19 protein-coding genes are annotated in these 23,891 nt (G+C 61.8%); 13 read left to right on the top strand and 6 right to left on the bottom strand.

The annotated features are described in order from the left end of the window. The first annotated feature begins 438 nt into the window (after nt 1-438). The 8 genes from E7T06_RS05655 to E7T06_RS05620 all read left to right on the top strand — a co-directional run bounded on the left by E7T06_RS05655 (nt 439) and on the right by E7T06_RS05620 (nt 11,817). Nucleotides 439-1,341 carry an SDR family oxidoreductase gene (locus E7T06_RS05655; RefSeq protein WP_136364855.1) on the top strand — a complete coding sequence of 301 codons (903 nt, stop codon included), beginning with the start codon at nt 439-441 and terminating at the stop codon, nt 1,339-1,341. 153 nt (nt 1,342-1,494) lie between these two features. Continuing rightward, nucleotides 1,495-2,721: a TCR/Tet family MFS transporter gene (locus E7T06_RS05650; protein WP_168733388.1), complete on the top strand. Its 1,227-nt coding sequence runs from the start codon at nt 1,495-1,497 to the stop codon at nt 2,719-2,721. A 123-nt stretch (nt 2,722-2,844) separates the two neighbouring features. Beyond that, entirely contained in the window at nt 2,845-4,227 is a 1,383-nt protein-coding gene (locus tag E7T06_RS05645; protein ID WP_136364854.1) for a VWA domain-containing protein, read from the top strand. Between the two features lie 4 nt (nt 4,228-4,231). Further along, entirely contained in the window at nt 4,232-5,890 is a 1,659-nt protein-coding gene (locus tag E7T06_RS05640; RefSeq protein ID WP_240740867.1) for a serine/threonine-protein kinase, read from the top strand. Nucleotides 5,891-5,941: 51 nt separating this feature from the next. Continuing rightward, entirely contained in the window at nt 5,942-6,796 is an 855-nt protein-coding gene (locus E7T06_RS05635; protein WP_136364853.1) for an FHA domain-containing protein, read from the top strand. A gap of 1 nt (nt 6,797) precedes the next feature. Further along, nucleotides 6,798-8,807 (top strand): PP2C family serine/threonine-protein phosphatase, encoded by a 2,010-nt coding sequence (locus E7T06_RS05630; RefSeq protein ID WP_136364852.1) that lies wholly within the window; start codon nt 6,798-6,800, stop codon nt 8,805-8,807. Between the two features lie 408 nt (nt 8,808-9,215). Next, a complete protein-coding gene (locus E7T06_RS05625) occupies nt 9,216-10,376 on the top strand; it encodes an FAD-dependent oxidoreductase (protein WP_136364851.1) in 1,161 nt (386 codons plus the stop codon). Beyond that, nucleotides 10,360-11,817, top strand: coding sequence for an FGGY family carbohydrate kinase (locus tag E7T06_RS05620; protein ID WP_136364850.1), 1,458 nt, complete (start codon nt 10,360-10,362; stop codon nt 11,815-11,817). The genes E7T06_RS05625 and E7T06_RS05620 overlap by 17 nt, the downstream gene beginning before the upstream one ends. A gap of 15 nt (nt 11,818-11,832) precedes the next feature. Here E7T06_RS05620 and E7T06_RS05615 read toward each other — a convergent pair whose 3' ends face one another. The 6 genes from E7T06_RS05615 to E7T06_RS05590 all read right to left on the bottom strand — a co-directional run bounded on the left by E7T06_RS05615 (nt 11,833) and on the right by E7T06_RS05590 (nt 17,301). Next, nucleotides 11,833-12,585 carry an SDR family oxidoreductase gene (locus tag E7T06_RS05615; protein WP_205750821.1) on the bottom strand — a complete coding sequence of 251 codons (753 nt, stop codon included), beginning with the start codon at nt 12,583-12,585 and terminating at the stop codon, nt 11,833-11,835. A gap of 36 nt (nt 12,586-12,621) precedes the next feature. Further along, complete coding sequence (locus E7T06_RS05610) at nt 12,622-13,653, bottom strand: LacI family DNA-binding transcriptional regulator (RefSeq protein ID WP_168733387.1); 1,032 nt, start codon at nt 13,651-13,653, stop codon at nt 12,622-12,624. Between the two features lie 155 nt (nt 13,654-13,808). After that, nucleotides 13,809-15,137: a histidinol dehydrogenase gene (gene hisD, locus E7T06_RS05605; protein ID WP_136364848.1), complete on the bottom strand. Its 1,329-nt coding sequence runs from the start codon at nt 15,135-15,137 to the stop codon at nt 13,809-13,811. Between the two features lie 32 nt (nt 15,138-15,169). Beyond that, nucleotides 15,170-15,973 carry an aldolase/citrate lyase family protein gene (locus E7T06_RS05600; protein WP_136364847.1) on the bottom strand — a complete coding sequence of 268 codons (804 nt, stop codon included), beginning with the start codon at nt 15,971-15,973 and terminating at the stop codon, nt 15,170-15,172. Beyond that, nucleotides 15,966-16,649: an alpha/beta fold hydrolase gene (locus E7T06_RS05595; RefSeq protein ID WP_136364846.1), complete on the bottom strand. Its 684-nt coding sequence runs from the start codon at nt 16,647-16,649 to the stop codon at nt 15,966-15,968. Before E7T06_RS05595 ends, E7T06_RS05600 begins: the two co-directional genes overlap by 8 nt. Nucleotides 16,650-16,653: 4 nt before the next feature. Continuing rightward, nucleotides 16,654-17,301: a cupin domain-containing protein gene (locus tag E7T06_RS05590; protein ID WP_240740866.1), complete on the bottom strand. Its 648-nt coding sequence runs from the start codon at nt 17,299-17,301 to the stop codon at nt 16,654-16,656. A gap of 923 nt (nt 17,302-18,224) precedes the next feature. Here E7T06_RS05590 and E7T06_RS05585 point away from each other — a divergent pair. From E7T06_RS05585 to E7T06_RS05565, 5 genes are all read left to right on the top strand, one after another. After that, nucleotides 18,225-19,589: a sugar ABC transporter substrate-binding protein gene (locus E7T06_RS05585; protein ID WP_168733386.1), complete on the top strand. Its 1,365-nt coding sequence runs from the start codon at nt 18,225-18,227 to the stop codon at nt 19,587-19,589. Between the two features lie 189 nt (nt 19,590-19,778). Further along, a complete protein-coding gene (locus tag E7T06_RS05580) occupies nt 19,779-20,723 on the top strand; it encodes a sugar ABC transporter permease (RefSeq protein WP_136364844.1) in 945 nt (314 codons plus the stop codon). Next, nucleotides 20,723-21,589: a carbohydrate ABC transporter permease gene (locus E7T06_RS05575; protein ID WP_240740865.1), complete on the top strand. Its 867-nt coding sequence runs from the start codon at nt 20,723-20,725 to the stop codon at nt 21,587-21,589. Before E7T06_RS05580 ends, E7T06_RS05575 begins: the two co-directional genes overlap by 1 nt. Before the next feature lie 10 nt (nt 21,590-21,599). After that, nucleotides 21,600-22,808, top strand: a complete 1,209-nt coding sequence (locus E7T06_RS05570) for an ester cyclase (RefSeq protein WP_346763188.1) — start codon at nt 21,600-21,602, stop codon at nt 22,806-22,808. A 3-nt stretch (nt 22,809-22,811) separates the two neighbouring features. Continuing rightward, nucleotides 22,812-23,888: an ester cyclase gene (locus E7T06_RS05565; RefSeq protein ID WP_240740864.1), complete on the top strand. Its 1,077-nt coding sequence runs from the start codon at nt 22,812-22,814 to the stop codon at nt 23,886-23,888. The last annotated feature ends 3 nt before the right edge of the window (nt 23,889-23,891 follow it).

Below are 23,891 nucleotides of genomic sequence, written 5' to 3'. Positions count from 1 at the left end.
AATGAGCTTCAGCGGGGGTTCCAGCCCAGCGAACGCGGTGCATCCAGCGGGAGTGCGTCGTTGATGCCGTCGCCCGTCATGGCTACGCCGCCCTGAAACCGCAGCTCGGCAATGTCCCCAGCTTGTCTTCGGGCAACACCGTGTGTGCTATTGACCCAACGGAGTGAGAGGCTTTTATGGAGTTTCGACGAGGAAGAAGGCGTCAGAAATCTCCTCTGTGACGCTGTACTTCGGGCAGACGCTCTAAAAAATTTCTGATGAACGGAGGTTGCCGTTTGCGACTGCGCCACTCGCAGGACTTTCCTAGCAATACGCTCACTAAATCAACCTGACGAACCTCCCTAAAGGCTTGACGCAGATGGTCTAAAGGCGACCTTGACCCGGCTGGCATCTGGGAAGGGTAGGGCGCTTTTAGCCTCGGGTGCAGGAGGCCCACCTATGACTGATCCCGTGAAGAACCAATACGAAATGCGTGACCCACGCAAGCAATATCCCAAACCGCCTTTTCCGGAGCAACCCCAGTCGGCCCCCGGACTGGCGCAGAAAATGACGCCCAAGCCCGATCATGGTGAAAGCAGTTATCAGGGGTTCGGGCGCTTGAAGGGCCGCAAAGCCCTGATTACAGGCGGAGATTCCGGCATTGGGCGGGCGGTGGCTATCGCCTATGCCCGCGAAGGCGCAGACGTGGCCATCAACTATTTGCCCTCCGAGGAAGCCGACGCGCAGGAAGTCGTCGCGCTGATTCGGGAAGCGGGCCAGCAGGCCGTCGCCATTCCCGGCGACCTCAAAGACGAATCCTTTTGCCAACAGTTGGTAGAGCAGACGGTGCAGGAGTTGGGCGGGCTGGATATTTTGGTCAGCAACGCGGGGCGGCAGACGTTTCAAACGTCAATTGCCGACATCACCACCGCCCAATTCGACGAAACGTTCAAGGCCAACGTGTACGCCTTGTTTTGGATTACCAAAGCCGCTGTGCCGCACATGAAACCGGGTTCCACCATCATTACCACGTCGTCTATCAATGCCCGCCAGCCCTCCGAAACGTTGCTGGACTACGCCACCACCAAAGCGGCCATCGTGGCCTACACGCAGGCCTTGTCGGGCCAATTGGCAGAAAAAGGAATCCGCGCCAATACGGTGGCCCCCGGCCCTTTTTGGACGGCCCTCCAGCCCAGCGGCGGCCAGAGTCAGGAAAAAGTCAAGGAATTTGGGTCGGATGTGCCGATGGGCCGCCCCGGTCAGCCTGCCGAAATCGCGCCGATTTATGTGCTGCTGGCGTCGCAGGAATCCAGCTACATGACGGGCGGCCTGTTTCCGGTCACAGGCGGCGAATTGATGTAGGGAGAGCATTCAAGCAGTTGTGATTCCCCCTCGCCCCTACTAAGCGACGGGGAAAATCACTCGAACGCCGTCCTTTTGCTTTCCCCTCGCCCCACGCCTCGGCTCAGTCAAACAACTCGGTTGCTTGGCACTTGTGGTACTACACTGGGCCAGATGCGTTCTCGTCCTGCCGCCCTGATCTTTATTTTGCTGACCGCCCTGATCGACATCATCGGGATCGGATTGATTATTCCGGTGCTGCCGGGGTTGGTCAAGACGCTGGCCGGATCGGAGGTGGCGGGCGCACGGACCATCGGGCTGTTGACGGCGGCTTACGCGGTGATGCAGTTCATCTTCGCGCCGATCCTCGGTGCCCTGAGCGACCGCTTTGGGCGGCGGCCCGTGCTGCTGTTTGCCCTGCTGGGCATGGGGCTGGACTACTTGGTGTTGGCATTTGCTCCCAATCTGACGTGGCTGTTCGTGGGGCGCGTGTTGGCAGGCATTACGGGGGCGAGCCTCACGGTGGCCAACGCCTACATCGCAGACGTATCGCCGCCCGAAGACCGGGCCAAAAACTTTGGCCTGTTGGGGGCTACCTTTGGCGTGGGGTTCATTCTTGGCCCCGCGCTGGGCGGCCTGCTGGGTGAATACGGCTTGCGGGTGCCGTTTTTGGTGGCAGCGGCCATGACCGGCCTGAACGTGGTGTACGGCCTCTTCGTGCTGCCGGAATCTTTGCCCGCCAGTGCCCGCGCCAAAGGCATGCGGCGCAGCGACCTGAATCCGCTGCTGCCTCTGCGGGCGTTGGGAGAGTACCCGATTTTGCGCAGCCTCGCGCTGACGTTCGTGCTGCTGGGGCTGGCGGGGCAAGTCATCTTCAGTACGTGGGTGCTGTACACCGAAAAAGTGCTGAGCTGGAGTCCGGGGCAAAACGGCCTTGCGCTGGCGTTTTTCGGCTTGCTGACCGCAGCGGTGCAGGGCGGCCTGATCGGGCCGTTCATTGCCCGCTTTGGCGACCGGCGTACCATCATCACTGGGCTGGTGGCTTCCATTTTCGAGTTTTTGGTACTCAGTGTGGCCCGCAGCGGCGCGTTCCTGTACGCCTCGCTAGTGGTAGGCGCGTTGGGCGGGCTAGCCAATCCTGCCATTCAAGGTCTGATTTCCCGGCAAGTCAGCGAAACCGAGCAGGGGCGCGTGCAGGGCGCGATTACCAGCCTGAACAGCCTGGTGGCGGTGGTGGGGCCGATTCTGGCAACAGCCGTGTACGCCGCCGGAGTCGCTCGCGGGTTTCCCGGCGCGGCGTACCTGATGGGCGCCGTGCTGTCGGTGGCCGGAACGCTGCTGATTTTGAGCGTCCTGCGCGGTATTCCGGGCACTGGACGAGCGGAGGCGAAGGAAGCCTGAGCCGAGCGGCGCTGACTGTCCCCCCGAACATACAGGAGTCCCAAAGAACGGTGCAGCACCCGAAATGTGGAACTGCTTATCATGCGGTGTCAACTAGGGCAAAATCACTTCAGGAGGCACTTCATGCTCAATGCCACAATGCGGCCCCACCGAGAATTTTTACTGGCCCACACCGCAGGTCAGAAGTTATTTGTCCTGCTCAACCTCTCACCCGACCAAGAGGCGATGCAGGCACGGCCCGATTTGTCGGTGGTCTTTGTGGTGGACACGTCCGGCTCTATGCGCGAAGTCGTGACCGAGCCGACGGAACACACCGGGCAGACGACCGTTGTCGATGGTCAGCGGTATGAAATCGTGCGCGGCGGCAAAAACAAGTTGCAACTGGTCACCGAGGCACTCCGGGGCATCATCACCTCAGACCTGATTCAGCCGCAAGACCGCCTCGCCCTCGTAAAGTTCGATGATTTGGCCGAAGTTCTCGTGCCGTTTACGGCGGCCACCGACCGGGCAGCCCTGCTGAAAGCCACCGATCAGCTCGATTGGTATTCGGGCGGAACGCAGATGGGCGCGGGCATGAAGGCCGGAGCGAAGGTGCTGCAAACCGAATCGGGCAGCCGCCGAATGGTGCTGCTGACCGATGGGCAGGCCTTCGATTCCGAGGTGGTGCAGGAGCAAGCGGGCGTGCTGGCCGGCATGCAGGTGTCGGTAACGACGATTGGCGTGGGCGACGACGTGAACACCGAGCTACTGACGGAGATTACAGACCGCACGCAGGGCCAACCGATAGACGTGGTGCCCGACAACCAAAACCCGCAGCCTCCCGCTGTCCGGGCCTCCGACCTTCCCGCCGCGCTGCTGGGCGACCTTCAGCAGGCGGCCAACGAGGTCGTGACCAACGTGGCGCTGACCGTGCGGGCCGTGAAGGACGTGGTACTGGAGCGCGTGACCCGTGTGCAGCCCACCCAGACCGAAGTGACCAAAACGGACGGCCCGCTGCAACTCGGCAACGTGGAAGCCGGAACGGGCGCGGCCTATATTCTGGAATTCACCCTGCCGGAGCGCCCTGCGGCCCGCATGCGACTGGCCCAATTGGGCCTGACCTACGAGGTTCCCGGGGCGAACTACCGGGGCGAATTGCCGCCGCTGGACGTGGTGGTGGAATTTACCGGAGACGAAACGATGGCGGCGCGGGTAGACGGCGACGTGATGCAGTGGGTGCAGCAGCGCAATATCGAAAGCTTGGTGGCGCAGGCCAGCCGCGAAGCGCAGAGCAACCCCGAACAGGCTGCCAAGACCCTCGAACAGGCCCGCAACATGACCCAGCGCCTCGGCAACGGCGCAATGACGCAGGTACTCGACCGCGCTATCGGAGAACTGGGCAGCAGCAAGACCATCAGCCTCGGCACGGCCAAAACCATGCGGCTGGGCGCGAAAACGCAGACCCTCAAAGCGGGCGGGGGCGGCCTGCCCACCGACGAAGAAATCCGCAAGCTGACCGGAGCTTAGGTCGGTGAACTGCCCCGTCTGCGGCGCTGCTGTCCAGCCCGGCGAAACGGTCTGCCACACCTGCGGCGCACCGCTGACCGCTTCCGGGCTGGTGGCCTTGCCCACTGGCACGGCGCTGGTGGGCGGTCAGTACACCCTCAACCGGGTGCTAGGACAGGGCGGCTTCGGTATCACCTACGCCGGAGAAGACACCCGGCTGGGCCTCAAAGTCGCCATTAAAGAGCTGTTTTTAGACGGGTCTTCGCGGCGCAGCAAAACGGTAGTCGCGCCGGGCAACATTACCAGTGCCGAGTACCAGACCACCAAAAAAGGCTTTCTGGACGAAGCCAAAGTGCTGGCGAGCTTCAACGATCCCGGCATCGTGAAGGTGATGAATTACTTCGAGGAAAACAGCACCGCCTACTTGGTGATGGAATTCTTGGAGGGCAGCACCCTCGGCGGCCTGATCGAAAAGCGCGGCCCCATGCCCCCCGACGTGGTGTTCGAGGTGGCCCGTTCGGTAGCCAAGACACTGGAAGTGATCCATCAGCGGGGGTTGCTGCACCGCGACATCAAGCCCGACAACATCTTTTTTAACCAGACCGGGCGCATCGTCCTGATCGATTTCGGCTCGGTGCGGGCCTTCGTGAAGGGCAAAACGCTGAGCCATACCCGGCTGGTCACGCCCGGTTACGCGCCGCTGGAACAGTACGGCAACTCGGGCAGATTCGGGCCTTACACCGATATCTACGCGCTGGGGGCCACCCTGCTGCACGCGTTGACCGGGCAAATGCCGCCGCCCGCCACCGACCTGATGCTGGGCACGCCCCTCCCGCCCCTGCCCGATTCCACCTTGCCGGGACTGCGCCGCGCCGTGACGCAGGCGATGGCTCTGCGCGTAGAAGACCGTCCCCAGAGCGCCGAAGCGTTGTTGGCGATCTTGGCTGCACCGACGACCAGGCCTAGGACTGGCGCTCCCCCTCCACCGGCTCCTCCTGTTCCCCGGCCCCCAGCTCCTCAACCTCCGGCCCCTCAACCGCCTGTACCCCGGCCAGCCGCACCCAAACCGAAACCTGCTCCGGTGCAGCCCGCCGTCGTTCCGCCGAAGCCCGTACAGCCTCAACCCAAGCCGCCTAAGCCTGCGCCTGTCAAACCTGCACCTCCCCAGCCCGCGCCCCCCCGGCCAGTCCCTCCGGCCCCCAAAGTCGTCCCTCCAGCTCCCGCTGCCCAGGCCCGCATTCCCGCACCAGTACCCGTTCCAGCCGCTCCCGTTGCCCCACCAACGCCCGTTCCTCTGCCGCCACCTGCCGCTGTCCCTGAGTCCATTCCCGCTGCTGTGCCAACTGAAAAACCTCGCGCCCCAGTGTCGCGCACCGTCTTTATCGTATTAGGCACGCTGCTGGGCGGAGCAGTTGCGGCCTTGTCTGCCGAAGCGTATTTTGCCGCTCCTGTTCAGCCCCCCCAATACGCCTTAGCCGCCGCATTGGGCGCAGTGTTTGGGGCCGTCGCGGGCTGGCTGCTGTGGTTCGCTTTGCCGGTGGCTCTGCCCATTGCAGCGGCGGCAGGAGCTTACTTTTATACCCAAGGGGCAGGTCTCAACTGGCCCACCGTCATCAGCGCCAGCATCGGGGCGGCAGATCTTGCCCTCATTTTTCTCATCCTCATCCGACGAATCTCGCTCTAACGTTGAGTCTCAACCCAACCCGTCCACTCTCACTTCCCCGGAGGAACCACCATGACCATTCTTTGCACCGTCTGCGGCACCGCCAACCCCGAAGGCACCACCTACTGCGAAGGCTGCGGCGTCGAATTGTCTGCGGCCACTGCGCCCACGCCCGCCGCAACGGTGGAGGCTTCACCCGAAGCCGTTCCCCAAGTGGACTCCGCCGGGGCTGCATCCTCTGGAACCGAGGCAACGCCGCAAGCCGAGGCTGCGGTGTCTGAAGCTCCAGTATCTGAGAACCCTGTGTCTGAAACGCCTGTAACTGAAAGTACCGCACCGACAGAACGTGCCCAAGAAGCCGCGCCTGTAGGCGGCGCATTTGCTGAAGGCACGGGTTCAGAACCAGCGGCGCAAGCCCCTGTGTCTGAAGGAGCTGTGTCTGAAGGAGCTGTGTCTGAAGGAGCTGCGCCCGAAGTGGCCGCCTCTGAAGCGACGGTAGCTGAAGTGGCCCCGTCCGACCTGCCCGCCTCTGAAATCGCCGCTGCGCCTGCCGCTGAAACGCCCGCACCAGCCCCCGTCCTCACTGGAGAAGCCAAGCTGGGCATCAAAAAATTTGGTGCGCCCACCGGCGAGTTCATTCCGCTGCAAGGCGACCACTTGGTGGTGGGGCGCTTCGACGCGTCCAGTGGGCCAGTAGACATCGATCTCAGCGGCCTCGGCGGGCAGGAGCATATTTCGCGCCGCCACGCCGAGCTGTCCCGCGAACAAGGCGTGTGGGCAGTGCGCGACCTCGGGTCTACCAACGGCGTGTACATCAAGCGCAAAGGCGAAGCCGGATTTTCGCCGCGCCTTCAGGAACCCACGACGCTGGCAGACGGCGACGAATTGGCTTTCGGCAACCTGATGCTGATGTTCCACCAGAGCTGAAATGACCCAGCCTGACGATGCACCGCAGGATTTGGCAGCCCCAGAACCAGCCCCGACGCCTGAAACGCTGCCCACCGAAACTCAGCCGCCCGAAGCACCCCAGGCGTTGACGCTGCCCCCAAGGCCGACACTGCCCGAACCGGAAAAAACGCCAGAGCTGTTGCCTGCCGAACAACCCGAAGACAGCCCGCTAGACGTGGATTATGTGTTTCCTACTGCGCCGGAAGTGGTGGGCACTGCTGAGGCCGCCGACGTGGAAGAGTTGAACAGCTCCGAGGCTGAAGCCAGCGCGGTGGATTCGGACGCCTCGGCAGGGTTGGAGAGTCCGGTTGTCTTAGCTGTGCCAGCCGTTTTGGATACACCAGCCATTTCAGAAACTCCAGCACTTCCGGAGAGTCCAGCGACTTCAAACCCAGTTGCAGCGATTCTGCCCGTAGACAGCAGAACAGACATTCCGAGGGATGAGACGCCTTTAGCCCCAGTAGTGCCGCCTTTGACACCGGAAGCCTCACCCACACAGGCTTCCACTGATTCCTCCAGCTTTGCGACGGGCGAGCTGGAGGAAGAGACCTACGCACCCACCGTCGCTGTGCAAGGCCCGCAGGCGGGGCAAGTGGTCAGCGGCTACCAGCTCAATCAGGATTTGGGACGCGGGTGGTTTAGCGCCAATGCGCTCGGCGCTGGCCCCAGTGTGGACGTGTATGTGCGCCCCGCGCCGTTGTGGGCGGGGTTGCGGCCTCACCGTTTGCTGCCCAAACTGACCTCGGCGGGCGACTTGTGGGTTGTGGCTCCCACCGAGGGCACGCCCCTGACCCTGCCACTTGGTGCAGAGACGGCGCGGGCGCACCTGACCGACTTGGCGCGGCTGTTATTCGCGCTGGAAAAACAGGGCTACGCGGTGACAGACCTTGACCCAGCCAGCCTACACCTGACCCGCGAGGGCTTGAAACTGAGGACGCCGCCGCAAGTGGCGCGGCTAGGCGAAGCGGTTCAGCCCACTTTGCGCGACAGTTTTACGCCGCCTGAAGTGCAAGAAGGGCAGCCTGCACAGGCAAAAAGCGGCGTGTATCTGCTGGGCGCACTGTTTTTTCAGTGGCTCACCGGGCAACCGCTCCCCGCCGAGGGGCCGTCTTCTATTGTGCTGGCAGGCATCAATGCGTCGGGCGTGCCCCAACTGTTGAACGGGATGTTGGCTCCCTTGCCGCAGCGCTTAACTCCGGCTGAACTGCTGGCGACCCTCAAAACAGCGGCCACCAAATTGCCGGTCTATCAGTTGGCAGGGGCCACCGACATCGGCCTCAACCCTGAACGGCCCATCAATGAAGATTCCTACGGGTTCGTGTGGCGTCAAATCGGGGAACACGGCGGCGGAGAACTGGTGTTGCGGGCCGTCGTTTCGGACGGTATGGGCGGTATGGCAGCGGGCGAAGTGGCGAGCCAAGCAGCAATTCGGGCTTTTCTGACTTCAGAAACCACTTCCTTTGAGGCTTCATCACTCGAAACCCTAGTCTGGGAGGCCAATGCAGCTGTCCTGACCGATATGCAGGGCCGAGACGGAGGCTGCACCATCACCGGCGTAGAGATTCGCGGCACGCAACTGCACATGGCGCATGTAGGCGATACCCGTGCTTACGTGGCTCAAAACGGGGCGGTGCAGCAGCTCAGCAAAGACCATTCTTATGTGGCCGCAATGGTTGCCAGCGGTCAGATGACGGCGGACGAAGCCCAAGTCAGCCCCGAGCGCAACAAGGTTTTGCGTTCGCTGGGCAGCTTGCGGGCCGCGCAGGACAACTATGTTCAGGTGTTGCCCGAGCCGCTGGAACTGCCTGTAGGGAGCCGCGTCTTGCTGATTTCCGATGGCGTCTGGGGAGAGGTGCTCCCGCCCGTGCTGCACGATATTTTGCTCCATGAACCCTCTCTGCAACGGATCGTAGACCGCCTGATCGAACTGAGTCTGGAATCAGGCGCACCGGACAATGCAACGGCCCTCGTGATTGAGCGGCAGAGGTAGGGGAAAACCGAAAGCCACAATTCGGGGGCTTCCGACCAAAAATTAGATGGCTGGTGATTCCGTTTTTGCTGGGAATCGCTGCCAGTGCTGGGGCACATCGGGCAGACTGAAGGCGCGGTTGGTAGGACATCGCGCTAGAGTCAGTGTGCTTTCGTCACAGAAACCAGATACAAGCTAAGCGACTGGCCGCCGACTTGACAGCTTTGGTTTACACTTGACTTGCATGTCAAAAGGAGTTGAATGGGTGCCTGAGGCGACACAAACTCAATCCCGATAAACCGTACACCGGAACCGCTCATCAACTCGCCTGTCCTGCCAATTCTCTGTGAGCTGTACCGCGCCGCCCGGATTCGTTTCAGAGTGAGAACGGCTGCACCTGACTGACCACAACTGATAAATGGAGAAGCCATGACCGAATTTGACGTGATCGTGGTGGGAGCGGGGTTGGTCGGCGCGGCTGTGGCCTATGACCTGCGCCGCGCCGGGTATGACGTGCTGGTGCTGGAGCGTGAGCAGGAGTTGGGGGCCGGGGTGAGTCGGTCTAATTCGGGGGTCTTGCACACGGGGTTCGACTCGCCGCCGGGCACCTTCGAAACGCAGATGATCCGCGATCAGGCGGGGCGCTGGCCGCATATTTTTGACGAGCTGAAGATTCCTTACCGGGTACCGGGGGCGCTGCTGCTGGCCCACACAGACGATGAAGCGGCGCAGCTTGCCGACCTTGCCCAGAAAGCCGCCCTGAACGGTGTGCAGACAAAAATACTAGACGAACGAGCCACCCGCGCCGCAGAACCCCACAGTCACGCCCGCGCCAGCCTGCATATTCCCAGTGAGGCGATCACCGATCCGTATGAAGTGGTGACCCGCTTGCTGCACGGGATTGAGGTGCGCCTCGGTTGGAAGGTGGAGAGCACCGAAACGGCTGAAGACGGCGTGCGCGTATGGGGGCCACAGGGCAGCCTCACGGCAAGGTTCGTCGTGAACTGCGCCGGTTTGTTTGCCGATGAATTGGGAGAGGAGGGCTTCAGCATTACGCCACGCCGGGGCGAGTTCGTGGTGTTCGGTGAAGGCACGGCGCGCCTGATTCAGCACATACTTTTGCCGGTTCCCAATGCGTTTACCAAAGGGGTGTTGGTCTTCCCCACCCTCTACGGGTACTTGTGTGCTGGCCCGACGGCTGTGGATCAGCACGACAAATCGGACTGGACGCCGCACCTGTCTGCGCTGCCTGCGCTGCACCAGAAGGCCAGTGAAGTGCTGCCGATTCTGGAGGGTGAACGTGTGGAAGACGCTTGGGCGGGCCTGCGTCCGGTGGGGCAGCCGCACAACTACATCTGCGAATTTTCTAGCCGTGTGCCCCGGTTGCTGCATCTGGCGGGCATCCGCTCTACGGGGCTGTCGAGTTGCTTGGGCCTCTCAGCTTGGGCGCTGACGCAACTGATCGAGCATGGCTTGCCCGTCAAAGCGCCTGGGAACGCACCCGAACCCCCGCCCAGCCGCAGCGGCACGCCTTGGTGGCAGCGCCTGAACCGCTTCCGGGAGGTGCCTGCTCTTGTATCTCGGCCTTGATCTGGGCACCAGCGGCGTCACGGCTTTGCTGCTGGGTGAAGACCTAGAGGTTGTGGGCCGCAGTGACCGCACCATTCAGACCGATTCTCCGCAACCGGGCTGGATCGAGCAGACGCCGCGTGTGCTGCTGGCCGCCGTGATAGACGCTGCGATGGAGGTGATGGGCCCTCTTCCCCCCGGAGCCAGCATCAGGGCTGTGGGGCTGGCCAATCCCGGCGAATCGGTACTGGCTTGGGACGCCCGCAGCGGCGATCCGCTTACGCCGGTACTGGTGTGGTCAGACACGCGGGCATCGGAGATTTGTGAGCGGTTGCGAGCGCAGGGATTAGAGCCGACGCTGACCGAACTCAGTGGCTTGCCCCTCGATCCCTACTTTTGCGCCGCCAAATTCGCGTGGTTGCTGGAACACGACGCGGCTGTTCGGGAGGCTCACACCGCCGGGTTTCTGCGGCTGTGCACGCTGGACGCTTGGATCATCTTTCAATTGAGCGGCCAGTATTTCACCGACCACAGCACCGCTTCACGTACCCAACTGTACGACCAAGTGCGGGGCTGCTGGTCACCCGAATTGCTGGGTCATTTTGGTCTTCCACTGGGCGTCCTGCCCGAAATTCGTCCCAGCCTTTCACCCCTAGGCATGCTGAACTTGGGTGAAACTCAGGTGCCTTGGCATGCCGCGCTACTGGATCAGGTGGCGGCGCTGGCGGGCAACGGCTGTTTTGAGGAAGGAACGCTGAAAGTGACGTATGGCACGGGCGCGTTCGTGGTGGCCCAAGCGGGGAGCCTCGCTGCGCCAGCCGCGTCGGGCCTGCTCCGCACTGTGGGCGTCAATGACGCTGGGGGCCGCACTTTCATTCTGGAAGGCGGGGTCTACAGTGCGGGCAGCGCGGTTCAATGGCTCCAGAGGCTCGGTCTACTCGGTCACGCCTCCGAAGCGTCTGCGCTGGCCGAAAGTGCTGATGGGGCGAGGCTTCGTTTCCTCCCGGCCTTTAGTGGACTGGGTGCGCCTTGGTGGGAGCCGGAAGCGAGGGGCGTACTGGCGGGGATGACCGCGCAAACGGGCAAAGCTGAAATCGTGCGCGGCGTGCTGGACGGTATTGCCTCCTGCGTCACCGATATTTTGGTGGGGATGGATCAAGCGCTTCCCCACTTGCAGCGGGTACGCGCCGACGGAGGCTTGGCCCAAAACGGCTACTTGATGCAGCGTCAAGCCGACCTGAGCGGGCTGATCATCGAGCGCAGTACCGAGCATGAGGCCACCGCGCTTGGCATGGCCCTGCTGGCAGGCGTCAGTGCTGGCCTGCTGAGCCGCGAGCAAGTGCAGCAGCGCACCCGGAGCGTAGAGGTCTTCATGCCGAGACTGCCAGAAGCAGAGCGCCTGCACGAACGCAGCCTCTGGAAAGAGTGGTTGGCTCAGGCGGCCGCGTTGGGGAGCCGATAAGGGCAGTCGTGCGCCCTATCCCAGCGGTCTGCCCCCGTCCACCGCGATCACGCAGCCCGTGCTAAACGTCAGGTGGGTGGCGGCGGCCAAAACGGCGCGGGCCACTTCTTGGGGGAGCGCGAGGCGGCCCATCGGCGTGCGCTCCAGTTGCGCCGACACCATCTCGGGCATCCGCTGGGCGTATTCGCCGTCCACAAAACCGGGCGACACGCTCAGCACCCGGATAGCGGGAGCGAGGGCGCGGCCCAGACTGCGGGTTACAGAATCCAGCGCGGCTTTGCTGGCGCAGTAGGCCACGTTACTGCCGACGCCAGTGCGCCCGGCGATGCTGCTGATATTGACCACCAAGCCGCTGCCCCTAGCCCGTAGGAGCGGCGTGAAGGCACGGGTACAAGCGAACGCGCCGCGCACATTCACCCGCAAGATGGTATCGATCCACTCGTCGGTCAGTCCCTCCAGATCGTCGTGTGGCACGGGCTTGGTTACGCCAGCATTGTTGACCAAAATGTCAAGGCGGCCTTCCGTGAGGCGCACGCTTTCGGCGGCGGCAGTGAGGGTGGCGCTGTCGTCCACGCGGGTCAAGACGGCGCGGTGCTGGCCCGGCCCACTCAACTCGGCGGCTAAAGCGGACGCCCGCGCCTCGTTGCCCGAGAAACCTACCAACACGCTGGCCCCCGCCTCGGCCAGCGCCGTACAAATAGCTGCGCCGATGCCGCCTGCGCCGCCTGTGACCAGCGCGACTTGCCCGGTCAATTCTGCTGTGTTCATGTGGTAGCCCCTGTATTCATGTGATAGCCCCTGTACTCATGTGGTAGCCCCCCTCACCGTGTCTCGCCAGATCAGTTCGCCGGGGTGCAGGCGGGGGCCGTGTCCGGGTTGGGGATCATCTAAGGCCAGCAGGGCGTCCTCGATCATGGCTTCCAGCGGTTGCCGAATGGTGGTCAGGCGGTACGCCAGCCGCGCCGATTCCTGAATATCGTCGAAGCCGATGACGCTCACCTCATCGGGCACGCGCCGCCCCAATTGCCGCAGGGCGTCCAGCACCCCGATGGCGATAATGTCGTTGGCTCCAAAAATCGCGTCGGGCCACTGGTTTGGCTCCTGCTCGGCATGTAGGTCTAGGGTCGCCTCGACGCCCCAGTCGTACTGAAAAGCGCGGGCAGGCGCGGCAACCGGACTTAACCCAGATTCCGCCAGCCGCTCGGTGAAGCCGCGCAACCGGTCTTGATGGGTGGAGGTGTCGGGATCGCCGCCGATAAAGGCCAGCCGGGTCGCGCCGCCCGCCAGCAGCACGTCGGCGGCCAACCTTCCGCCCGCGTAGTTGTCGCAGGCCACCGACAACAGGTCTTGCCCCGGCAAATGCCGATTGAACAGCAAGACGGGGACGCCCCCTTTGGCAACGTCTCCCAAGCTGGGCGGGGCCGCATTCAGGCGGGTGGGAAACACGATGGCCGCCTCGATTTGGTACCGGCTGGCCGCGTCTAGCGTGTCCTGCACGTCACGGCGGGCGTCGTGCGTCAGCAGCAACGCCCGTTTGCCTTTGGCCTCTAGCGCCTGTGCAAATTGGGACAACGCCTGCGGATAAAACGGATTGTGCAAGTCGCCCACGATCAGGGCCACGATGCCGCTACGCTGCGTGACCAAGCTGCGGGCGATGGCATTGGGCTGATAGCCAAGTTTCTGGGCCGCTTCCAGCACGCGCCGCCGCGTTTCTGGGCTGATGTGCGCCCCCGGCGTAAAGGCCCGTGAAACGGCCGATTGGGACACGCCCGCTTCACGCGAAACGTCGTGCGACGTGACCCGCTGCGCAGGGACAGAAGGAGATCGGTTGGTCATGGTTCTCCCCACAGCATAGGTCACGCCCTGCCGGATGGAGCCAAGGGGGCGGCGGATTTGACTTGCGGCAAGCCTCAGCACTTGTACAGCAGGACAGGCATTGGATCGAAAAGGTCGTGCAGCCGCCCCGCAGGTCATGGCTCAGAGGGCACGGCTCAGTCTGCCGCGCCCACAGGCCCGGACTGTACTGACCCGGACTCCACCGCCTCTGGGTGGCTATACCGCTCCACCCGCAAATCGGCTTGCCGCTGGTGCCCCGCGAAGCCTTCTATGGCGCAGATGACCGAGCAGTGCCGCCCTATGATGACGCTGGCTTCGCGTGTGGCCCGCTGATAGGTGACAGTTTTCAGGTATTTACCTACCCACAGCCCGCCCGTGTACCTTGCCGCCCGTCCGGTGGGCAAAATGTGGTTGGTGCCGATGGTTTTGTCGCCGTAAGCCACGTTGGTTTCTGGCCCCAAAAACAGGGAACCGTAATTGGTCATGTGCTGTAAAAAATAGTTGGGGTCTCGGGTCAAAATCTGCACGTGTTCGCTGGCGATGTCGTCGGCCACCCGCACCATTTCGGCGTCGTCTTCGGCCAAAATGATCTGGCCGTAATCCTGCCACGCCGCCCGCGCCACGTCTGCGGTTTTCAGAATGCCCAGTTGCCGCTCGATCTCCAGCAGCACGGCGGCGGCCAAGGTCTCCGAGGTGGTCAGCAGCACGGTGGGACTGTTGGGGCCGTGTTCGGCTTGGCCCAGCAGGTCGGTTGCCACCAGTTCGGCGTCTACCGAGTCGTCGGCAATCACCAGCGTTTCGGTGGGGCCAGCCAGCAAATCTATGCCCACCAGACCGAACAACTGGCGTTTAGCCTCCGCGACATAGGCGTTGCCGGGGCCAACCAGCATATCTACTGGCGCAATCGTTTCGGTGCCGAGGGCGAGGGCCGCCAACGCCTGCACGCCGCCCATGATGTAAATTTCATCGGCCCCGGCGAGGTGCATGGTCGCCACTGTCGCCGGATACGGTTGGCCGTCTTTGGGCGGAGTGACCGCCACCACGCGCCGCACGCCCGCGACTTTGGCGGTGGCGACACTCATGATGGCGCTGGCCACCATCGGGTAGCGCCCGCCGGGGACGTAGCAGGCCACCGAGTTCATCGGTAAGACTTTGTGGCCCAGCGTCACACCCGGAATGGTTTCTATTTCAATTTCATGAATAGAATCGCGCTGCGCCTGCGCGAAGGTTCGCACCTGTTCCAGACTGAAGCGGATCGACACCAACTGTTCTTCGGTCACCTGAGCCACCGCAGCGGCGATCTGTTCGGGCGTCAGGCGAAAGGCCTGCGGACTCCAGCCGTCAAATTTCTGCGAGAGTTCCCGCAAGGCCGCGTCGCCCCGCGTGCGGATGTCGGCGATGATGCCGCGCACCGTCTGTTGAACAGTCTCGTTGATGCTAAGCTGCGTTTCTACGTTCATGCCGGACTTGAGGATGCGGGCCATGTGGGGTCTCCTGTTGTGGGGTGTGGGGGCGTTCAGTAAGAGGGGCTGTCGGAACGGGCGGGCAGAGTGCCACGCAGGTCGGTCAGAATGCTGCGGGCCGCGCCAGACAGCAGCGCGACATCCGAACCGGCGGTGACGAAGCGGTAGCCCAGCGACTGAGCCTGGCGGGCGAGGTCGCCGCCCTGCGTGAAAATGCCGGGAATCAGGCCACGTGCGGCGGTTTCTGAGGCGATGTGGGCCACCGCCTGCGCGGTCTCTCCGGTGCGGAAATCCAGCGAAGCGGTTCCGCTGAGGCTCAGGCTCAGGTCAGCCGGGCCGACATACACCCCGCTGAGGCCGGGCGTGTCTAAAATGGCGCTGAGGTTATTCCATGCGGCGCGGGTTTCGATCATGGCGAAAATCAGCGTTTGCGTGTCGGCCCGCGCTGCGTAGGTGTCGCCGTAAAGCAAGCGGGCGCGGGTGGGGCCGTAACTTCTGCCTCCCGCAGGTGCGTAGCGGCAGGCGTGAACCAGTACGCGGGCCTGCTCGGGCGTGTCGATCATGGGGCAAATCACGCCCACGGCTCCGGCGTCTAGCGCCCGCATCAGATCGGGCGGATGCAGCCAGGGCACCCGCACTATGGGCGCAGCGGGCGTGGCGGCAATCGCCTGAAGCGTAGGCACCAGCCCGCCGTCTCCGATCAGGCCGTGTTGCAGATCGATGGTGAGGGCGTCGTATCCGGCGCGTCCCATCAGTTCGGCGCTCACGCCACCGGGCAGGTGCAGCCAGCCGTTCAGCACCGCTTCTCCGGCACTCAGGCGAGCGTGCAAGCGGGCCAGCGCATCCAGCTCAGGCATAGGCCACCTCACGCAAAATGTCCGAAACCGCGTGTGGAGCGTCGAGGGGCAAGTAGTGTCCGGCGTCCGGCACGAGCTGAATCACCGTTTGAGGGGCCAGTTGCTTGATCTCTTCGGCCAGATAAGGGGGCGTAATGAGGTCATTCTCGCCCACCAATACTGTGAGCGGGCCTGCCCAATCTGCCAGCGTGGGGCAACTGTTGGGCCGCGCACGCAGCAAGGCCAACTGCTCCAGAAAAATCTCTGGCCCCACCCGCCGGGCCATGTCCAGCACGGCCTGACGGTGTGGCCCACCCGACAGTGAATCCACCGCGTCTGCAAACTGTCCCGCCTGCACTTGCCGTTCTTGTGTCGCCCATGCGTCCAATTGTCCGGCGGTGGGCGCGTGTGGGTTGGCACTGATCAGCGTGAGGCGGGCCACCCGCTCTGGGGCGCGGCGCAGTACCTCGAAGGCCACGATCGCGCCCAGCGAAAACCCCACCAGATGCACGGCGGCGGGCGCGTCTTGAAGAACTTGCGCCGCAGCTTGGGCCAGCGTGCGGCCCCGCACCGTGTCCTGCACCTGCGTCCCAGCAGGCAACCTCACCGCCGCCCACAACGCCGCGTCACACAGGGTTCCCGGCAGCAGTAGTGCAGGCAGGGGCGGCACAGGCACGGGCAACGCAGGCAGGCTCATAGGTTCAGGTATCCCCGAATTGGCCCAGCAATTGTTTTTCCAGTTCGGCAAAGTTGTCCGGCTTGATCATCTTGCCGTTGTCGCTGGCCTCGAACCCGTATTCGCGGGCCTTGCGGATCACTTCGGGTGCCCAGTACGGGTCTTTGCCCTCATACGCTTCGTGCTTTTCCAGCACGGCAAAAATCCAGCTTTCGTCCTCGTCGATGCACTCGAAACCGCGCCAGAGCTTCGCCGGAAGGGTGATGTAATCGAACTCTTCCAAGATGGTTTCGCCGTCCACTTTGTCGGCGTGTTCTCCCCAATAAAAGCGCCAGCGGCCCCGCAGCGGCAAAAACGATTCGATGTAATCGTGCGTGTGGTACGCGGGGCCGTTGCCTTGCCGCGCCCGCACCACGCCCACCTGAAACCCGTGCGGCGACGTGATGAACGGCGCGTAACTGTCGTTTTCACTGGCCGTGTCGCCAATGACCGCGTAATTGTGGCGCTGGTGGCCGGGCAAAATAGAATCGATAAACATCAGCGGAATCGGGCGCGATTTGAGGTCACGGAAGCGCACCACGTTGCCGGTCATCGCGCCGAGGTCTTCTGGAACTGTGGACTGGGAACTGGGCACATCAGAGCTGGACAGGTCAGCGTTGGGCGGCGTTGTCATGGGTTCTCCTGTGGGCTTGGCCGGGAATAGAGCAGGGGCTGGAGCAACAGCCCGGAGCGTAAGCAACGCCGAAGGATCGGAATGAGGGAGCCGTCAACAGGAGGACTTCGGAAACTCACTTCATCACGACTTGTCTTAAAAAGTTGCCCGTCTTAAAAAGTTCTGCGGAAAGCACACCGAACAAGACTCAAGCTGAGCTAGGAAGCCATGAAACGAGGGGCGGGAGCAGGAGCAGAGCCACCGATCAAACACAATTGTGCATACGTATGCAATACCGTACTCTGCGCCGCTCAGTTCGTCAAGGTGGCCTATAGAGCCGGTGGGTGACAGGCTTGGCCGGGCGTGTAGACAGGCAAAATAGTAAGGGACTTGACAAAAGCAAAACATCACATCTATGGTATGCATACGTATGCAAAACACGTGAGGGAGGACACCATGCCATACCTATTCCGGTCTGATCCGAACCTAGAAGAGGCCAACCCAGTCCAAGCTGAGTCAGTGCAGGCGAACCTAGTCCAAATTGACCGACTCTCAGCATGCAGCACGTTTTGACCACCCCAATCACTTCGGAAGTCTCACGCCCAACGAATTGAGGGGCGGCGCACGAGCGCAGGCAACGCCCGCTGGGCCGCTGAACAGTCCATGTTCGCCAAACTCCCGGTTAGCCGTCGTGCCTTCTACAACTTATTGGTGTCGCCCCTTCACTATGAACCGCGACCTACCGCCGCACTCGGCAGATTTGCCCCCGACACGGATCGGCGTGATCCCGTTGGATGACCAACACCGTTCCGACTGAGATCAATCCTCAAGTTTTTTCTTCAGGAACCTTGGTACAGCGTGCTACACGCTTCCAACCACAATGTTCTGTCTTCAGCCGCTGTTTAGCCCCTCATGCAAAGAAGGCTTCGTCAGGAGGAAATCAGATGACCACAGGAGAAAAGAGAGTTCGGCAGCGCATGGGATTGGCCCTCGGAATGCTCGGCGTGCTGGCTATCGGTTCGTTGGGCGGCGCACAAACTGCCGCCACCTACGGCCTGAAGCCGGGGAAACCCTACGACGGCACCAAGCTCAAGTTTCTGATCTGCTGCTTGGGTGCGGGGCAATTCGCGCAGCTGTCTAAGATGACGGGCGAAGGCAGCGAGTTCCAGAAGCTGACGGGCATTACCGCGCAATGGGAAAATACGCCGTATGAGGGCCTTCAGCAAAAAATTCTGATCGAAGCCACGACGGGCAGCACCTACGATGTGGTGGCTTGGGTGGATTCTTGGGGCGAAGCGTTCAAGTCCCAGATGTTGCCGCTGAATGACCGGATCAAGGCCGACAAAATCAACATGAAAGACTATCCAAGCTCGTATATCACGGCTTCGAGCGACTCGGCGGGCAATATCGTGGGCATGCCGCTGCGTGGGCACCCGCTGGTGATGTTCTACCGCAAAGACATTTTTAAAGAACTCAAATTGCCTGTGCCCAAAACGTGGCAAGACGTGGTCAAGACCGCTCAGGTGATCCAGCAAAAGAAACCCGGCATAACTGGCCTCTCGACCATGTACGGTGTCACTGCCGGACAAAACCTGTTTTCGTGGACCAGCATGCTGTGGGGCAACGGCGGCGACATTCTGGACAAGGGCAATCATCCGGTGTTCAACAACGCCAAAGGTGTGCAGGCCACCCAGACCTACATCGACATGCTCCGCAAAGACAAGATCACCAATCCGGCGGCAACGACCTTCGGAGAGCCTGAGTCTTCTACCGAACTGCTTCAGGGCCGGGCCGCGATGTGGGTGGGCTGGTGGTGGTACTGGGCACGCTTCTCCGATCCCAAAGCCGTTTCCAAAGACGTGCTGAACAACGTCGGCTTTGCGCCGGCTCCCGGCTGGGCTGGCGGCTCGACCCAGAATTACGCCCTGATCTGGCCCATCGGTATTTTCAAAAACTCCAAGAAAGCAGACGCAGGCTGGGAATTCATCAAGTACGTGACCAACACCGAGATTCAGAAACGGGTGGCCGCCAACCGCAGCATTCCTGCCGAGGCCGACAACACCATTGTCACCTTTTCGGGCATGAACGACGCCAAAGTGAACGCGGCCAACGGCGGCATTCCCAAAGTGGGGGCGCAGGCCCTCCGCACCGCCCGCACGCTGCCACAGGTCAAGACGTGGGCCGAAATTCAGAGTGTGTTGGAAATCGGGATCAATCAAATGGCGACTGGAGCCGCGGTGAAAAGCACTCTAGACCGGATGGCTAGAGACGTGGACGCCATTCAGAAGCGGGCGGGCTACTACAAGTAAGACAACTCGGATTGGAAGCCGTACCTTTCAGCTTCCAATCCGAGTTGAGCGAGTAGGAAAGAGTACGGCATCCTTACAAGTCTAGTTCTGTAAATCGGTGAGGGGGCCAGACCTACTTTGGCCCCCGAATTCATTCAAATCCGCAGATTCGGCTTCAAAGCTGGCCCCCCCTTCGCTGAGGTGAGCGCTATGGATATTCCCCAAACGTCTGCTGACCCTGTCACCGAAAAGTCGGTTTTACTGCCCGCTCAGAAGCCTTGGAAACCCCAGAGCGCCTCGCTGCGGTGGGTCATGCTGGCTCCGGCCCTCGTCGTCATCGGCGCGACCATCCTCTATCCGCTGGCCTCGTCGTTCGTGACCTCGTTCCGCGATTGGCGGCTGATTAATTCTCCGACGCCCGGCCCGTTCGTGGGGTTCGACAATTACGCACGCGCCTTCACCGACGCCAATTTCCTCAATAGCCTCAAGGTCAGCGGCATCTACATGTTCATCTCGGTTGTACTGACCCTGCTGATCGGACTAGGAATAGCGCTGCTGCTATCTAAGCCCACCAAGCTCAACACCTTTGCCCGCACCCTGCTGATCTTTCCTTTTGCAGTCGCGCCCGTTCTGAAAGGATACAGCTGGAAATTCATGCTCAATCCGGAATACGGCGTCTACGCCAAGATGATCGGCGACGTCTTCGACCCACTCAAGGGCTACGTGTGGCTAGGGCACGAATTCAGTGCGCTGGTCGCTATTGCCATGTCAGAAGTGTGGGGCTGGGCACCCCTGTTCGCGCTGATGTTTATCGGGGCGCTGGGATCGATTTCCCCCGAAATCAACGAGGCGGCCAAAGTCGATGGAGCCACCAATTTTCACATTTTCCGCAAAATTACCCTGCCCTTGCTGGCTCCGGTGATCTATATCGTGGCCCTGCTGAAGGTCATCTCAGCCTTCAAGATGTTCGACCAAGTGGCCGTGATGACGGGCGGCGGCCCCGGCGACTCCACCCAGACGCTGTATTTCCACGTGTTTCAAACGGCCTTTCGCAACCTCGATATGGGGTATGCGTCGGCCCTCTCCTACATTCTGGTCGCCTTGATGGGCGTCATCGCCACGTTTTATGTCCGCACGCTGATGAAGGGGGACTGATGCAAAGTTCTGTGAATCGTAGTTCATCTCCACGGGGCCTCAGTCCTCTGGCGCGCAAACGGTTGGGTCAGGGCGTGGACATTATCGCCACCCTCGTCGTCATTTTTTTCGTCATGTTTCCGCTGGTCTGGATGATCTTGGCGGCCTTCAAAAACGAAATCGACGTGTACTCGTCCCGGCTGTTTTTCCAACCGACCCTCGACAATTTCCGCGCCGTATTTGCCAGCCCTACCCTGCTCGGCTCGCATACGTGGATCAGTGTGCTGGTGTCGTTCCTGACGGTGGCAATCACTATTCCGCTGGGGGCCGCCGCGTCCTACGTGCTGTCTCGGCACCGCTTCAAGGGCCGCGACTCGCTGTTCCTGCTGATCCTGATCACCCAGTTCGTTCCCGCAGTGGTGGTCGCCATTCCCTTTTTCAACCTGTTCCGCACGCTCGGCCTGATCGATACGCCGATTGCGCTGGTCATCGTGTACCTGTCGTTCACGCTGCCTTACGCCATTTGGATGCTGCGCGGTTTTTTCGATTCTTTGCCTGTAGAGGTAGAGGAAGCGGCGTTCATAGACGGCTGCAACGAACTGCAAACTCTGCGCTACGTAACGCTCCCGCTGGTGATGCCGGGCCTGATAGTGGCGGGCGTGTTCGCCTTCATCTCGGCTTGGAACGAGTACTTTTTTGCCCTGATCCTGACCAAATCCGATTCGTTGACGCTCCCGATTGCCATTCAAACCATTTCTGGGCCGCGTGGGCCGGTCTGGGAGCAGGTCTCCGCCGCCGGAATCATCGTGATGGTGCCCATTTTGGTGATGTCGCTGTTTATCCGCAAATACTTCGTAGAAGGCATTACGGTAGGGGCCGTCAAGTGAGGCCCAGCGCGTGACCCAAAAAGCTCGGCCCATACGGATGCCCCGCCAAACCGCTTCAGATCGGCCAGTTTCAGGCCTGCCCGCAACAGAGCCGCGCAAGGCCAACACGCCGCGCAAAAGGAAGGTCATGGAAGACACCGCTCCCCTCATCTCGGCCCCCACTTTGCCTGTCTTCGATTTCGCGAACCGGCCCGACTATTCCGAATTTGTGCTGGCGGCCAACACCGGCAGACGGCAACCGCTGGCGGGGTTCGACGCCGATTACTCCGACATCGTGGATTACATCGTGCGCTGTACCCACAAAATCTGGGAAGAAAAAGCGGTGGGCCTGATCTACACGCACTACGCCCACAACGTGCTGGTGCACTATTCCAGCGGCATCATGTACGGGCGGGAAGCGATGGTCACCAATACCCTCCAGCGCATCGCCCTGTACGCCGAGCGCCGCGCCTACGCCGACGACGTGATTTGGAGCGGCAACGAACTCGACGGGTTTTATAGCTCCCACCGCGTCTCCAGTACAGGCACCCACACCGGCTACAGCGAATACGGCCCACCCAGTGGCCGCAGGATTCACCGTTGGGGCATTGCCGACTGCTTCATTCGGGAAAACCGAATTGTGGAGGAGTGGCTGGCGTCCGACACCCTGACCGAAGTGCGGCAGATGGGTTTTGACCCGGTGGCATTGGCAAAGCGGGCGATATTGCCGAACAAGCCCCACACGCACGGAGAGCTTGACCGCTTGCCGACTGGACAAAATTATCCGACGTTTTTGGCCCTTCCAGACGCTACCCAAGACCCGCAAGCCTTCGTCGCCGCCATCTTGCACAACATGTGGAATGCCCGACTGATCAATATGGTGCGCGAGCATTACAGCCCCGGTCACGTCGCTTTCGTTCCCGATTCGCGCAAGCTGTACGGGCACGGCGACTACGAGAACTTCGTGATTACGCTGATGGCCTGCTTTCCCGATCTGGCCGTCAACATTGACCATCAGTGCGTGCAGGGCGACGAGCGGCGCGGCTTCCGGGTGGCGACGCGCTGCACTTTCCAGGGCACGCACGAGGGCTACGGGCCATACGGCGCACCCACCGGGCGGCGCATTTTCCTGATCGTCATCAGCCACCACGTCATCCGGGGCGGCAAGATCGCTCAGGAGTGGACGATTTTCGATGAGTTTGCGCTACTGAAGCAACTGCACGGCCAACTGGAAGGCTGAGGCGTGGTCAAGACCGCTTCCCTTCCGGTATTCGACTTCGTAGACCGGCCCGATTACGCCGACTTCGTGGCCGCCGCCAATACAGGCCGCCGCCAGCCGATGCAGGGCTTCGACGCCGATTACAGCGACATCGTGGATTACATCGTGCGCTGCACTCACAAAATCTGGGAAGAAAAAGCCATCGGGCTGATTTACACGCACTACGCGCACAATGTTCATGTTCATACGGGCGGCGGTGGGAGCCTGTACGGGCGGGAAGCGCTGGTGGTGAACACCATTCAACGCATAGCAGGCTTGGCGGGCCGCCACCTCTACGCCGACGACGTGATCTGGAGCGGCAACGATACAGACGGCTTTTACAGCTCACATCGCCTCTATACGGTAGGCCGCCACACCGGACACACTGCCCTCGGGCCGCCCACCGGACGCCTGATCGCGGGCTGGGGCGTGGCCGACTGCGTGATTCGCAGGAACAAGATCGTAGAAGAATGGGTCACGGGCGACGGCTTGGCCGAGGTGCGGCAGATGGGCCTTGACCCGCTGACTTTGGCAAAACAAGCAGTGCTGCCTGCTACGCCACATACGCACGGCGAGCTTGACCGCCTGCCAACGGGCCAGAATTATCCGGCATTCGTCTTGGTGCCAGACGCCAACCAAGACCCACAAGCCTTCATCGCCGCCATTTTGCAGAACATGTGGAATGCTCGCCTGATCAATATGGTGCGCGAACATTACGCCCCCGGTCACGTCGCTCTCGTTCCCGACGCCCGCAAGTTGTACGGACACGGCGACTACGAGAACTTCGTGATTACGCTGATGGCCTGCTTTCCGGATCTGGCCCTGAATATTGATCATCAGTGCGTGTTGGGCGACGAGCGCCGGGGTTACCGAGTGGCAACCCGGTTCACGCTGCAAGGCACGCATGAGGGCTATGGCCCCTACGGTTCGCCCACCGGACGGCACTTTGTGCTGATCGGCATGAGCCACCACACCATTCAGGGCGGCAAGATCACTCGCGAATGGACGGTGTTCGATGAATTTGAACTGCTGAAACAGTTGTACGGCCACTTGGAGGCTTGAACC

The sequence above is a fragment of the Deinococcus sp. Arct2-2 genome, assembly GCF_004801315.1.
GTDB lineage: Bacteria > Deinococcota > Deinococci > Deinococcales > Deinococcaceae > Deinococcus.
This window is presented reverse-complemented; position numbering and strand designations above follow the sequence as displayed.

Bases quoted from the DNA above. Each gene is read 5' to 3' on its own strand.
- E7T06_RS05630 (WP_136364852.1), top strand. From the start codon at position 6,798: ATGACCCAGCCTGACGATGCACCGCAGGATTTGGCAGCCCCAGAACCA.
- E7T06_RS05600 (WP_136364847.1), bottom strand. From the start codon at position 15,973: ATGCCTGAGCTGGATGCGCTGGCCCGCTTGCACGCTCGCCTGAGTGCC.
- E7T06_RS05635 (WP_136364853.1), top strand. From the start codon at position 5,942: ATGACCATTCTTTGCACCGTCTGCGGCACCGCCAACCCCGAAGGCACC.
- hisD (WP_136364848.1), bottom strand. From the start codon at position 15,137: ATGGCCCGCATCCTCAAGTCCGGCATGAACGTAGAAACGCAGCTTAGC.
- E7T06_RS05610 (WP_168733387.1), bottom strand. From the start codon at position 13,653: ATGACCAACCGATCTCCTTCTGTCCCTGCGCAGCGGGTCACGTCGCAC.
- E7T06_RS05575 (WP_240740865.1), top strand. From the start codon at position 20,723: ATGCAAAGTTCTGTGAATCGTAGTTCATCTCCACGGGGCCTCAGTCCT.
- E7T06_RS05655 (WP_136364855.1), top strand. From the start codon at position 439: ATGACTGATCCCGTGAAGAACCAATACGAAATGCGTGACCCACGCAAG.
- E7T06_RS05585 (WP_168733386.1), top strand. From the start codon at position 18,225: ATGACCACAGGAGAAAAGAGAGTTCGGCAGCGCATGGGATTGGCCCTC.
- E7T06_RS05590 (WP_240740866.1), bottom strand. From the start codon at position 17,301: ATGACAACGCCGCCCAACGCTGACCTGTCCAGCTCTGATGTGCCCAGT.
- E7T06_RS05615 (WP_205750821.1), bottom strand. From the start codon at position 12,585: ATGAACACAGCAGAATTGACCGGGCAAGTCGCGCTGGTCACAGGCGGC.
- E7T06_RS05625 (WP_136364851.1), top strand. From the start codon at position 9,216: ATGACCGAATTTGACGTGATCGTGGTGGGAGCGGGGTTGGTCGGCGCG.
- E7T06_RS05595 (WP_136364846.1), bottom strand. From the start codon at position 16,649: ATGAGCCTGCCTGCGTTGCCCGTGCCTGTGCCGCCCCTGCCTGCACTA.
- E7T06_RS05580 (WP_136364844.1), top strand. From the start codon at position 19,779: ATGGATATTCCCCAAACGTCTGCTGACCCTGTCACCGAAAAGTCGGTT.
- E7T06_RS05645 (WP_136364854.1), top strand. From the start codon at position 2,845: ATGCTCAATGCCACAATGCGGCCCCACCGAGAATTTTTACTGGCCCAC.
- E7T06_RS05650 (WP_168733388.1), top strand. From the start codon at position 1,495: ATGCGTTCTCGTCCTGCCGCCCTGATCTTTATTTTGCTGACCGCCCTG.